The organism is Sivoneniella epilithica UHCC 1019 (assembly GCF_040830845.1).
In the GTDB taxonomy this organism is placed as follows: domain Bacteria; phylum Cyanobacteriota; class Cyanobacteriia; order Leptolyngbyales; family Leptolyngbyaceae; genus ULC077BIN1.
In genome coordinates this window covers 14,230-27,775 of sequence record NZ_JBFPDP010000044.1, presented here as the reverse complement: position 1 = coordinate 27,775, position 13,546 = coordinate 14,230, and the positions used below count along the sequence as shown (strand labels likewise).

Sequence of the window (13,546 nt, the reverse complement as noted above, 5' to 3'; positions counted from 1 at the left end):
TAAAACTTAAAACTCAAAACTTAAAACTTAAAACTCAAAACTCAAAACTCAAAACTCCCCTCCGCCTTTACCCTTGGCTAGATTCTAACCGTTTGACTAATATGGCTCGGTTTTGTTGGGCTTTGGTGTCATTGGGATTAATTTCGAGTACTTTGTCAAAGCAGGCGATCGCGTCGCGCAACTTGCCTAGGCTGACCATTACACCGCCTCGATTGTTCCAAGCTCGGTGGTCGTCAGGGCGCAGTTCCAATGCCTTATCGTAGCTGGCAATGGAGTCTTCTAAGCGGTTTAGATTTTTTAGCGCCACGCCTCGGTTAAACCAAGCTTCATAGGAATCAGAGTTGAGTACTAAAACATGGTCGTAGCTGGCGATCGCTGCCTCAAAATCGCCTAACTTCATCTGAGAACCGCCTTGACCATACCAAGCTTCCCAATGGGTGGGTTGAAAGGAGATCACTTTTTGATAGCCATTGAGGGCAGCTTGAAAATGCCCTACCTGCTTCCGTCCATTTGCCCAACGAAACCACAGGTCGCCATCATCCTCTCGTTGCTCTAAAGCTTTGCTATAGCTAGCAAGGGCTGCCTCCCAGTCTCCCAACTCTTTTAGGGCATCTCCCCGAGAAACGAGCGCCTCATAATAGCTAGGCTGCAATTTTAAGGCAGTATTAAAATGCTGAATCGCCCCTTCATATCGATGAGTGGCATAGAGACAATACCCTTGGCAAAACCAGATGTCTTCGGAATCTGGCTGGCGTTCTAAGGCGGTACGGAAATACCCGATCGCCGCTTCATACTGCTGGGTGGCATAGAGAGCTAACCCTAAACTATGGTGGGCAGTCTCTAGATCCGGCTGCAACACTAATGCGGCTTGATAACCCTGAATAGCTGTGTCGTATTGCTCTAGAGAAAACGCTGCCCAGCCCAAGTGGGAGTGCAGGACTGCATCCGTCGGATTTAGCTGAATGGCTTGATCGAAGTAGGCGATCGCATCTGCATAATTTCCCTGTTGGGTTAACTCCAACCCCTGTTGAAAAGCATTCTCAGCACCAGCCACATCGAGTTGAATTGTCTGACTCATGGGACGACCTCTATGCTTCTATAATCTCTGTCTGTTGCACACAGAATACCCAGATTTTCAGACCATATGACACTAACTGACAAAATACTCCGTAGAGCTACTGGAATAGCAAACTTTTCAATTCGCTTTCTATGAAGCTATATCCAGTAAAAGGCTTTTCATAGAGTCCAAATAGTGAGTCATGCTATCTTTTTCAGACCTAAGTGTTTGGTCTAAAAATGTAAAGTAACGATGAAGACATTATTTGCTTAATATTTTCATGTAAGTATATTGACATTTAAGATACTGACATTTAAGTCATTGAGAAGTTTAAAAGTTTGATCTGAAGGGCTAGCTTAAAAGAGCTACTTTAAAGACCAGATCCTCAATAAGGTGCATTCCATATTTGCAGCCCTCACCCTAAATCCCTCTCCCGCTCTGGGAGAGAGACTTTGAATCGGCTTCCTTCTGCCATTTTGGGAGAAGGGGCTGGGGGATGAGGCATATTTGCAAAACTGGGATGTACTCCCCCAATGTTTATCAAGCAATTGGGCAGACTATGAACAACGATGCTTGCGTTCAATTTTTAACTTAGAAAAACCCATAAAAAGCATGAAAGCGATCGTCAATCAGCGTGTGTTACCCGAATTCAAAGATACTTCCGTCATGCAGTGTCCTTCATCTACTCCGTGTCACTCAAATGTAACCCATTGGACGATCGCCGCTCCATTTATTCACGATCTAGAGCAAGATGGACAATGGTTAGCCCCGTATGTTTCAGGCGATCGCCATCACTTCAATATTATTCCTCGCCCTAAGCCGCTCCGTTCTTGGCACAGCCAATCCTCCACGTTCACCAACTGCGCTGAGTGGTTAATCTATTTGCAACATGGCAAAGATGCGGCTGAAGCGACCGATGGCGGGGTCATTACAGTTTTTCCACAGTTGGCTAGTGCTGTGGGGATGTACCAACAGTTTTCTCGAAAAAAAATTCCTGTGGTTGCTTGGCTGTTTAACGTAGGCACTTGCCAATCGGGGCTGCGCCGCTGGATGGCACAAGCAAGTTTGCAGCAGGTTAATCGCTTTGTAGTGCATACACGGCGCGAATGCGAGATGTATAGCCAATGGCTAGGATTGCCAAAAGAGCGATTTGTGTTTTTGCCCTACCAAGTGGCTGATATTCCCGTCACCTATTCAGAAAACACGACTCAACCGTTTATTGCGGCGATCGGCTCAGCCCATCGCGATTTTCCAACCCTTTTTCAAGCAGTAGAAACGCTGAAGTTGCCGACAGTCATTGCGGCTGGCTCACGCGCATTGGCAGGGTTACAGTTGCCATCCTTGGTACAGGCTCCGCTTGACATTGGAAAGCAAGACTGTTTGCGATTGGCGCAGGAAGCTCGGATTAATATTTTACCAATGAAAACTAATTCCCAAATCACTGCCGCCGGACAAGTCACCATTGTTGAGGCAATGCGGATGGGGCGAGTTGTGATTGCCTCTCGTTGCAATGGCGCTGAAGACTACATCACCCATGGCGAAACCGGGTTATTGGTTGAACCCGGATCGACTCCTGCATTAATTCGGGCGATCGAAACGCTGTGGGATGATCCCCAACTACGCAACAGGATTGGACAAAATGCAAAGAATTATGCCGCTCAGCACTTTTCTGACGAAGCAGCAGGAGCAGCACTCCAGCGGATTTTAGATGATGTTGGGCGGATACCCTAAAAATGAGTGCGGGGTTGGGAGTTCGGAGTCAGCCTTCAAAACTCAAAACTCAAAACTCAAAACTTTTCTCACATTCCGACTTGATTAACGTGATCGAGCATCTGCAACCCGTGAATTAAAGAAGCTCCGCCTCGAATTGCCGTTGCAACATGGATTGCCTCGGTCATTTGTTCCAGATCTGCTCCATGCTGCAAACATTCCTTGCTATAGGCATCAATGCAATAGGGGCACTGCACTGTATGGGAAACAGCTAGCGCAATCAAGGCTTTTTCACGAGTGGATAGAGCGCCTTCTGCAAAAACGGCTCCGTAGTAGGCAAAAAATTTCTCTGCCAGTTCGGGGTTGCCTTCGGCAATCTTGCCAAAGTTGGGGAGATGATCGGGGTTGTAATAGGGCGACATGGGGAATTAGGAAAGAAAGAATGGGAAATGAATTTCGGGTTTTCGTCGTTGGCTGTTTCTCGTAGACTAAGAGTGGCGTGAATAGTTTAGTTTGCTTTAGGTTATGACGCTTTCATCGATCGCTTCTTCCCAATCTACCGAGTCTACGGTGCTGGTTGATCTAGCCCAACAAACTCGCGCGAGTGCATTGCAGTTAGGAATGCTCTGTGCAGAGGCGCGAAATCAGGCGCTAGAGGCGATCGCGCAGTCTCTTGAGGCAGCAATACCCGAAATTTTAGCGGCGAATGCGGTGGATTGTGAAGGGGCGCAGGCTGAGGGCATTGCGGCGGCTCTATATGCTCGCCTGAAATTGAATGACACCAAGCTGAAAGAAGCGATCGCCGGAGTGCGCGATCTGGCGAAACTACCTGACCCGTTGACGATCGTGCAATTGCACCGAGAGCTAGACACAGGGCTGATTTTACAGCGAATCACCTGTCCTTTGGGGGTGCTTGGCGTAATTTTTGAAGCGCGCCCGGATGCAGTCGTACAAATTTCTAGTTTGGCAGTGAAGTCGGGCAATGGTGTAATTTTGAAAGGCGGCAAGGAAGCCATTCGTTCCTGCGAGGCGTTGGTTAAAGCCATTCACCAAGGATTGCAGCACGCAGAAATTGATCCTGCGATAGTACAACTTTTGACCACACGGGAAGAAACGTTGCAGTTATTAAAACTGGAACAGTCTGTAGACTTAATTATTCCAAGAGGTTCCAACTCGTTTGTGCAATTTGTTCAAGACAACACGCGCATCCCGGTATTAGGTCATGCCGACGGAATTTGCCATTTGTACGTAGACCAAGCGGCAGATATTCAAAAAGCAGTTGCGATCTCGATCGACTCTAAAACTCAGTATCCGGCTGCCTGCAACGCGATCGAGACGCTATTAGTGCATCAGGCGATCGCACCGGATTTTTTACTAGAAGCCATAACCTCGTTTCAAAATAAGCAAGTGGAATTACGGGGCGACTCACGAACGCTGGAGATTTTGAATATCAAGCCGGCAACCCAAGCAGATTGGTCAACCGAATATAGCGACTTGATTCTGGCAATCAAAATTGTAGATTCCTTGGAAGCTGCGATCTCCCACATCAATACCTATGGATCGCGGCATACCGAGGCGATCGTCACAGAAAATGCTCAAGCGGCGGCAACCTTTATGGCGGAAGTGGATGCAGCGGGAGTCTATCACAATTGCTCAACCCGCTTTGCCGATGGCTTCCGCTATGGCTTTGGGGCAGAAGTGGGCATTAGCACTCAAAAAATGCCGCCCCGTGGTCCCGTTGGGCTAGAAGGACTGGTGACTTATAAATATCAACTCGTTGGCAACGGTCACATTGTGGCAACCTACACGGGCGATCGCGCTAAACCTTTCACTCACAAAGAGTTGCTTTAGATCTCAACCGCTGCTCCATCAACTTTGCGTAACCCTCACAATTCTTCAACGACCACGAACTCTGTAAAACTACTGTGGCATCAAGAGTTGATCGAGTCTATTGTAAAAATGGATACCGTACAAGCACTGCATTTCCGTAAATTTTCGATGAATGCTGTGGTGATTTGAGGATTCAGTCAGTACAGTTGAAAGTAAGAGTTTTTTGAAAGTCATACATTAATCAAAAGGTGGGTGGCGCTAAGTGGCTTTTTCACTCAGCCTTACATCCCCAATTTTTGCGGTGGGAATGGACAACTCAAAAACTGGCAGTTCCCTACCTTAATTCTAGAAAGACGACGTTAATCTTTCTACAGATCGGTTCAGTGCCTTCGGGTATCTACCAAAGATCAAGTGTCTACCCTGTTTCCCTGTTAATCATGCATCTTTAGGTGGCGTAATTTTCTATACCACATATGTTTAGATCAGGCGATCGCTGAACCCCGTTGAGTTACCTTGCACTAATTTGGGAATACCTTGAGTTTCACAATTCCCATGATGCTATTTCAGCATCCCTAAAAAGTTTCCTGAAAATCCGTCGTCATCTATCGTCAATTGATGCATTGACGCGTCAGTCACTGGTTAAAACAACTGCTGCTTGCATAGGTTCCCTGGCAGCACCTATCAATCCACTCAATCCTTCATGCCTTTTGCATCCAGTGCCCCTCGCTGGAACATTTTCTACCCATAAAACGTAGGCAATCAGATTGCCAAATCACCGCCTGCCGTTGGTTAGTGTGCAAATCGCATTGAAATATCACATTGACTATAAGCTGCGATCGCAGCTATCTATCACGCTGTAGCTCTGTATTAAACAAACGCTACTGATTTCACCTCACAGGGATGCCATCTACCGAATGCAATTTCTCATTAGCATTTGGAGAATTACTGATGCCAGATAATACAAACGTTCTTGATCCAGGTGCAAGCCTTTCGCTGAGTGCCCCCTCACTATCAACCGTAGATAGCGGTCTGACCATTGATCCCAGCACACAATTTCTGAGTGCCAGCAGTTCTGTTAGTTCACCCACAACCACAACCAATCCTACTAAGGTCACGTTTGAAAACTTAGCCGTTGGCAATACTGGAAAAGCAACTTACAACGATGCCAGCGGATTCACTTTTGCCGATGCCACAGGGTCAGACACCTTGCAAATTTATGGAACAGGCAACGGCTTTCAAAGCAAAGTGCTGCAAAGTAGTAATTGGGGACGGACGATTCGAGTCACTAAAACAGGCAGCGGCAATTTTGACCTATCCTCGTTTGACTATGGAGCCAGCAACTTTGGAGATAAAGCAGATGCGACTGTTACCGGGTATTTAGCCAACGGTTCTACAAAAGTCTCAACTTTCACCGCATCTACCAAACAATTGCAAACATTGAATTTGGATTGGGTTGGGTTAACACGAGTAGAAATTAACTTTACGGCGGGTAGCAACACAGCTTATGGAGCGCTCGATAATTTCGTTTTCCGCAATGGGTCTACTTCCACCCCATCCCCGACACCTGCTCCAGCACCTACGCCTGCGCCAACACCTGCACCTTTGCCCGCTCCAGCACCTTTACCCGCCCCTGCCCCAGCAAGCAGCACAACCACCAAGGTCACGTTCGAGAACTTAGCGGTTGGCAATTCCGGCAAAGCTAGCTACAGCGATTCTAGTGGTTACACTTTTGCCGATGCCGCAGGTTCAGGCAACTTACAGATCTATGGAACAGGCAATGGCTTTCAAAGCAAAGTGTTGCAGAACAGCGATTGGGGTCGCACGATTCAAGTGACCAAAACAGGCGGCGGCAATTTTGACCTATCCTCGTTTGACTATGGAGCCAGCAACTTTGGAGATAAAGCAGATGCGACTGTTACTGGGTATTTAGCCAACGGTTCTACAAAAGTCTCAACCTTCACTGCATCTACCAAACAATTGCAAACGCTGAGTTTAGATTGGACTGGATTGACGCGAGTCACCATTAACTTTGCGGCGGGTAGCAATATGGCTTATGGAGCGCTTGATAATTTTGTCTTCCACAATGGGTCTACTTCCAGACCGACACCGTCTCCTGCGCCATTGCCCACACCCGCGCCAACGGGAACTCGATCGCAAATCGGAACCAACCTAGCAGGAATTGCCGACTGGTCTACAGAAATTCCCTTCGTGGACATGTTCAAAACCTCACGGGAATGGATCTCTCAGCGATCGGGTGCCAAGTGGGGCGAAGGGGGCAATCTCAATCTTACGGCTGAGGGCTGGATTGCATCCTTAGCGCCAGGACAGTTTGCTGAAACGGTAATGATGACCGGAAAAACGTTTCCGGCGGGTCGCTATACCTTGCTCTATGACGGGGAAGGCAAACTAGATTTCACCTTTGCCAATGCCAAGATTATTAGCCAGTCTCCCGGCAGAATGACTGTGGATGTTACCCCAGATGATGCTGGAGTTTTCCTGCGGCTGTCGGAAACCAATCCAAGTAACCCCGTCCGCAATATCCGGTTTATCATGCCCGGAGCGGAAAACACTTATCAAACTCAGCCGTTTAACCCGGTGTTTTTAGACCGATTGGCAAAATTTGACACGCTCCGGTTTATGGATTGGGGAGCGACGAATAATTCAACTTTGGCAAACTGGAGCGATCGCGCCACAACTGCCAATGCCACCCAGTCAACAGGCAAAGGCGTAGCGTTGGAATATATGATCCAGCTTGCTAATACGCTGAAGATTGATCCCTGGTTCACTTTGCCAGCCCAGGCAAACGATGATTATGTGCGAAATTTTGCCACGATGGTGCGCGATCGCCTCGATCCCACTCTCAAAGCCCATGTGGAATATTCCAACGAAACCTGGAACACCATTTTTACGCAATCCAATTATGCCGGACAAAAAGGACTGGAGCGTGGCTTAGATAGTACGAGTTTTGGGGCTGGTTTACGCTACTATTCCGAGCGTTCCGTCGAAATCTTCAAGATTTGGGAGAACGTGTTTGGTGCCAGCACCAGCCAACGGGTTGAGCGCGTCTTGGCAGGACATGCAGCCAATCCTTGGGTTGGTGAACAAATCCTCGGATGGAAGGATGCCTATAAACATGCCGATGCCTACGCGATCGCGCCCTACTTCGATGGATTGGGTGATGCCGATGGAGACGGCTGGAGCGATATCAATGATGTCGATCGCGTCAACATTACCATCAACATGACCGCCGACCAAATCATTGATGGCATGTTGAGAGAGATTCCTACAGAAATCAAAGCTATGTTCGACAACAATGCCACCGTTGCCAAACGATTTGGCATCGATTTAGTCTCCTACGAAGGCGGTGCCCACCTAACTAGCTACCAATTCCCTAGCGACAAACTGACCAAAATGACTGACCTATTTACAGAAGTCAATCGCAATCCCCGCATGAGAGATGTGTACAAAGCTTATCTTGATCAGTGGCAGGCAAGCAGCGGAGGTGGCGATTTCAACCAGTTCAATGATGTCACGGCTCCCAGTAAATGGGGCTTCTGGGGCGCACTGGAATATCAAAACCAAAACCCTAGCGCGGCTCCCAAATACCTAGGACTCATGGACTTCATCAACGCTAATCCATAAGTTAGCTGTTAACTCAGTAGCATACGCTAGGACTCCGTGATGCATCATCTTCCAAGTTTGATGCGTTACGGAGTTTTGAACTTGGCGATCGCCATTCGCTATTCCTAAGTGGTTACGATTTTTTACGGGATAAGCTAAGCTGAATGTTCAGACAGGCTGGTCGTTTTAGCGTTTTATCTCAGAATCATTGATGAATAGCCCATTTCTTCAGCGCCTTTATCATCCCGATCGCCCCGTTTTAGTGTTTGACGGAGCCATGGGAACTAATTTGCAGGTGCAAAACCTGACCGCAGAAGACTTTGGCGGAGCCGAGTATGAGGGCTGCAATGAATATTTGGTACACACTAAACCGGAAGCCGTCGCCAAGGTGCATCGTGATTTTTTGGCAGCGGGTGCCGATGTGATTGAAACCGACACGTTTGGCTCTGCCTCGATTGTGTTAGTGGAATACGACTTGGCGGATCAAGCCTATATGCTCAGCAAGAAGGCAGCAGAACTGGCAAAGAGCGTGACCGCAGAGTTTTCTACGCCAGAAAAACCCCGGTTTGTGGCAGGCTCAATCGGTCCCACCACCAAATTGCCCACCTTGGGGCACATTGATTTTGACACCATGAAAGCCTCGTTTCGAGAGCAAGCAGAGGGCTTGTGGGATGGCGGCGTAGATCTGTTTTTGGTGGAAACCTGTCAGGATGTGCTGCAAATTAAGGCGGCACTGAGTGGGATTGAAGAAGTATTTGCAGCAAAGGGCGATCGCCGTCCGTTGATGGTTTCCGTCACCATGGAAATTCAGGGCACCATGTTAGTTGGCTCCGATGTCGCCGCCATGCTGGCAATTTTGGAACCCTTCGCGATCGATATTTTGGGTCTAAACTGTGCCACAGGACCCGATCGCATGGCAGACCACATCAAATATCTGTCGCAACATTCGCCCTTTGTCATCTCTTGCATTCCCAACGCGGGCATTCCCGAAAACGTCGGCGGTCACGCACACTACAAGCTGACCCCCATGGAATTACGAATGGCGCTGCTGCACTTCGTTGAAGATTTGGGCGTACAAGTCATTGGTGGCTGCTGTGGCACTCGCCCCGACCATATTCACCAGCTTGCCGAACTTGCTAAAACATTAAAACCCAAAGAGCGACCTGTGAGAGTGGCGAATGACGAATGGCGAATGACGAATGGCGAACACCCAACTCAAAACGCTGAACTCAAAACTCAAAACTCCGAACTTAAAACTCTTCTTGATCCCCGTCCCGCATTCAACTACATCCCCGCCGCTGCCTCTATCTATTCAGCCCAACCTTATGATCAAGACAATTCCTTTTTGCTAGTGGGCGAACGGTTAAATGCCAGCGGCTCGAAAAAAGTGCGGGAATTGCTGAATGCGGAAGATTGGGATGGACTGGTTGCGGTGGCGCGATCGCAGGTGCGCGAAGGTGCCCATGTGCTGGATGTGAACGTGGATTACGTTGGGCGCAATGGCGAGAAGGACATGCACGATTTGGTGTCTCGTCTAGTTACGGATGTCACTCTGCCCTTGATGCTGGATTCCACCGAATGGGAAAAAATGGAAGCGGGTCTGAAGGTCGCAGGCGGCAAATGCATTCTCAACTCCACCAACTATGAAGATGGCGAAGCGCGCTTTTTGAAGGTGCTGGAACTGGCAAAAGCCTATGGTGCAGGGGTGGTCATTGGCGCGATCGACGAAGATGGCATGGGACGAACTGCCGAAAAGAAGTTCCAGATTGCTCAACGTGCCTATCGTCAAGCATTGGAATACGGTATTCCGGCTCACGAAATTTTCTTTGATACCCTGGCGTTGCCCATTTCCACCGGAATTGAAGAAGACCGTGCCAACGGCAAAGCGACGCTGGAATCGATTCGCCTGATTCGCGAAAATCTGCCTGGCTGCCACATTTTGCTGGGTGTGTCTAACATTTCCTTTGGATTGAGTCCAGCGGCACGAATTGTACTGAATTCAATATTTCTACATGAAGCCGTGCAAGCAGGCATGGATGGAGCGATCGTCAGTGCGGCAAAAATTCTGCCCTTAGCAAAAATCGATCCAAAACACCAGGAAGTTTGTCAGCATTTAATTTACGACGAGCGCCGGTTTGATGAAAATAATGTCTGCATTTACGATCCGCTAACCATCCTAACAACGCTATTTGAAGGAGTTTCGGCAAAAGAAGCCCGTTCTAAAGATGTGCTAGCGGATTTACCGATCGAAGAACGCTTGAAGCGCCACATCATCGACGGTGAGCGGATTGGGCTAGAAGATGCCTTGGCGATCGCCCTGCAAACCTACAAACCGCTGGATATCATCAATATCTATTTGCTGGACGGCATGAAAGTCGTCGGTGAACTGTTTGGCTCCGGGCAAATGCAGCTACCGTTTGTATTGCAATCTGCCGAAACCATGAAGTCAGCCGTCGCTTATCTAGAACCCTTCATGGAAAAAGCTGAAGATGGAAAAGACACTGCCAAGGGTACTTTTTTGATTGCGACAGTCAAAGGCGACGTGCATGATATTGGCAAAAACCTGGTGGATATTATTCTCTCTAACAATGGCTATCGCGTGATCAACCTGGGCATTAAACAGCCTGTGGATAAAATCATCGAAGCCTATGAGCAGCACAACGCCGACTGTATTGCCATGAGCGGCTTACTCGTCAAATCCACGGCATTCATGAAAGAAAATCTGGAGGTTTTTAACCAGCGCGGCATTCAGGTGCCTGTGATTTTGGGTGGTGCCGCACTCACGCCTAAATTTGTTTACGAAGATTGCCAGAATGCTTATAAAGGCAAAGTCATTTATGGCAAAGATGCCTTCTCTGACCTAAATTTTATGGAAAAGCTGATGCCTGCCAAAGCGTCAGAGAACTGGGATGATTTGAAAGGATTTTTGGATGAGCAGGTGGATGCTGAGTTTACAGCGCTGCCTGATGAGGTAGAAAAGCCATTAATAACTTCTGAAGAAACTCAACATTCAAAACTCAAAATATCTCCTGCGGAGACGCTTCGTGAACAAAATTCTGAATCTCCAGAAGATCTCATCCGATCAGAAGCGATCGCCGCCGATATTCCTCGCCCCACACCGCCGTTTTGGGGCACACAAATTCTCAATTCTGAAGAGATTCCCTGGGATGAAATTTTCTGGCATTTGGATTTGCAGGCATTGATCGCCGGACAGTGGCAATTTCGCAAGCCGCGAGAGCAGTCGAAAGAAGAGTACGACCAGTTTTTGCAAGAGACTGTCTATCCCATTTTGGAGCGTTGGAAAACCCGAATTGTGGCAGAAAATCTGCTCCAGCCCCAAGTGGTATATGGCTACTTTCCCTGTCAATCGGAAGCAAATTCCGTTCACGTTTACAATCCAGAAATTCCAAGTGACACCCCTTCTACGCCTCTAGTCACCTGGAACTTTCCTCGCCAAAAATCCCTGCGGCGCTATTGCATTGCCGACTTTTTCGCTGCCAAAGAATCGGGACAGATGGATGTCTTCCCCATGCAGGCGGTCACTGCCGGACATGCCGCCACAGAGTTTGCCCAAGCCCTATTCAAAGCCGACAGCTATACCGAGTACCTTTATTTTCACGGGCTATCGGTGCAAATTGCCGAAGCGCTTTCAGAATGGACTCATGCCCGAATTCGTCGCGAGTTGGGTTTTGGCGCACAAGACCCTGACAATATTCGGGATATGCTGGCGCAGCGCTATCAAGGATCGCGTTATAGTTTCGGCTATCCTGCTTGCCCAGAAATTTCCTACCAGTACAAACAACTGGAACTGTTAGGCACCGATCGCATTAGCATGGTGATGGATGAGAGCGAACAGCTTTATCCTGAGCAATCCACCACCGCGATCGTGGCATATCATCCAGCCGCAAAGTACTTTAGTGCTTAAAACAATTGGATTATTGATGAATGACGTATCTAACTTGAGATCGCTCCCTAAATATGCGAAGGTATAGACCAATCTCAAGAGTAAACTTTTGCAACTATTGAGTTATCCCTGTAGAATCATGATTCGTCTTTGGTAATTGCAATAGTTATGTTAAAGGAAACGTATGCGAAAGCACATTTTATGGGTTGCGGGTTCTATTTTTGTTGCCACGTTGAATGTTTCTCCAGCTTTAGCGCAAGCGCAGCGGCTAGAAAATAGTCCAACTAATATTACGAACGCTAACAGACCCAACAGTAAAGATCCGCTGACTCAATTGCTGCGTGAAGGACGGCGTTTAGCAAACTCTGGTAATGTTCCGGCGGCGCTGGCGGTTTATCAGCAAGCAGCAACTTTAGATCAGGCGAATCCAAAGATTTTTGCGGGTATGGGCTTTCTCTATGCTAGCCAAGGAAATTATGATGCGGCTTTAGGTGCCTATCAGCAGGCGATCGCCCTAGACCCCAAAAACGCTGAGTTTCACTATGCGCTGGGGTTCAATCTTGCTAGTTTAGGCAGAAATAATGAGGCACTTTCCGCCTATCGTCAGGCGATCGCATTTAGTCCTCGTCACGTCAATGCCAACCTAAGTATGGGCGTTATCTTTGCCCGTCAAGGTCAGTACGACGAGGCAATGAACATTTATCGGCGGGTCACCGCGTTTTCACCCAATAGCTATAAGGGGTTTGAACTGTTGGGAACTGCGCTGATTCAATTGAAACGTCCCCAAGAAGCCTTTACCGCTTTGCAACAAGCGGCTCGCATTGCTCCAAAGCAAGGCATGGCGCGGGTTCATATTGGTTCTGCTTGGCTACAGTTAAATAATTTTGAAAAGGCGATCGCGTCTTTTAACAAAGCAGTGCAACTGGAACCCAAAAACCCAAGTATTCAACTTCAAATGGGCAAATCGCTGCAAGCGGCGCAACGTTATGAAGATGCATTGCGTGCCTATCAACGGGCGATCGCTCTCCGCCCCAATCTTCCAGAAGCACAGGAAGGACTCGGTGATATGTTCTTTGAACAACGGAACTACTCGACTGCCACCAGTTTCTACCGTCAATACATCGCCAGTGTGCCTAACGATCCCAATGGTCACTACAAGTTAGCTAAGGCGTTAAAAGAATCCGGACGCAAACAAGAAGCCGTTTATGCATTAGACCAAGCTCGGAACTTGACCAAAGCTCAAGGGAATACGGGCGATCGCCTCCGAGACATCGATACCCTGATGAACCAACTTAGAAAGTAGCCAAACCGAGCGATCGCTAACCATTCAAAACTTAAAACTCAAAACTTTCTCCCCTCCCACTCAGCAGGTTCTCAGGATTGTGAACTAAAGTAAAGATAGAATTCCAAAGTTGAGAGTTAAA

7 protein-coding genes are annotated in these 13,546 nt (G+C 48.0%); 5 read left to right on the top strand and 2 right to left on the bottom strand.

Going from position 1 to position 13,546, the window contains the following annotated elements:
- Nucleotides 1–67: 67 nt before the first annotated feature.
- Nucleotides 68–1,078 carry a tetratricopeptide repeat protein gene (locus AB3R30_RS21020; protein WP_458651165.1) on the bottom strand — a complete coding sequence of 337 codons (1,011 nt, stop codon included), beginning with the start codon at nucleotides 1,076–1,078 and terminating at the stop codon, nucleotides 68–70.
- A 591-nt stretch (nucleotides 1,079–1,669) separates the two neighbouring features.
- Between AB3R30_RS21020 and AB3R30_RS21015 the strand changes: the two genes are divergently transcribed.
- Complete coding sequence (locus AB3R30_RS21015) at nucleotides 1,670–2,788, top strand: glycosyltransferase family 4 protein (protein WP_458651164.1); 1,119 nt, start codon at nucleotides 1,670–1,672, stop codon at nucleotides 2,786–2,788.
- 68 nt (nucleotides 2,789–2,856) lie between these two features.
- On the opposite strand, the gene AB3R30_RS21010 is transcribed toward AB3R30_RS21015, so the two are convergent.
- Nucleotides 2,857–3,189, bottom strand: coding sequence for an arsenosugar biosynthesis-associated peroxidase-like protein (locus AB3R30_RS21010; protein WP_458651163.1), 333 nt, complete (start codon nucleotides 3,187–3,189; stop codon nucleotides 2,857–2,859).
- Between the two features lie 103 nt (nucleotides 3,190–3,292).
- On the opposite strand from AB3R30_RS21010, the gene AB3R30_RS21005 reads away from it, so the two are divergent.
- The 4 genes from AB3R30_RS21005 (at nucleotide 3,293) to AB3R30_RS20990 (ending at nucleotide 13,425) form a co-directional block, all read left to right on the top strand.
- Nucleotides 3,293–4,618, top strand: a complete 1,326-nt coding sequence (locus AB3R30_RS21005) for a glutamate-5-semialdehyde dehydrogenase (RefSeq protein WP_458651162.1) — start codon at nucleotides 3,293–3,295, stop codon at nucleotides 4,616–4,618.
- A 927-nt stretch (nucleotides 4,619–5,545) separates the two neighbouring features.
- Nucleotides 5,546–8,239 (top strand): hypothetical protein, encoded by a 2,694-nt coding sequence (locus tag AB3R30_RS21000; protein WP_458651161.1) that lies wholly within the window; start codon nucleotides 5,546–5,548, stop codon nucleotides 8,237–8,239.
- A 190-nt stretch (nucleotides 8,240–8,429) separates the two neighbouring features.
- Nucleotides 8,430–12,143 (top strand): methionine synthase, encoded by a 3,714-nt coding sequence (gene metH / locus AB3R30_RS20995; protein WP_458651160.1) that lies wholly within the window; start codon nucleotides 8,430–8,432, stop codon nucleotides 12,141–12,143.
- A gap of 163 nt (nucleotides 12,144–12,306) precedes the next feature.
- Nucleotides 12,307–13,425: a tetratricopeptide repeat protein gene (locus AB3R30_RS20990; RefSeq protein ID WP_458651159.1), complete on the top strand. Its 1,119-nt coding sequence runs from the start codon at nucleotides 12,307–12,309 to the stop codon at nucleotides 13,423–13,425.
- Nucleotides 13,426–13,546 lie beyond the last annotated feature (121 nt).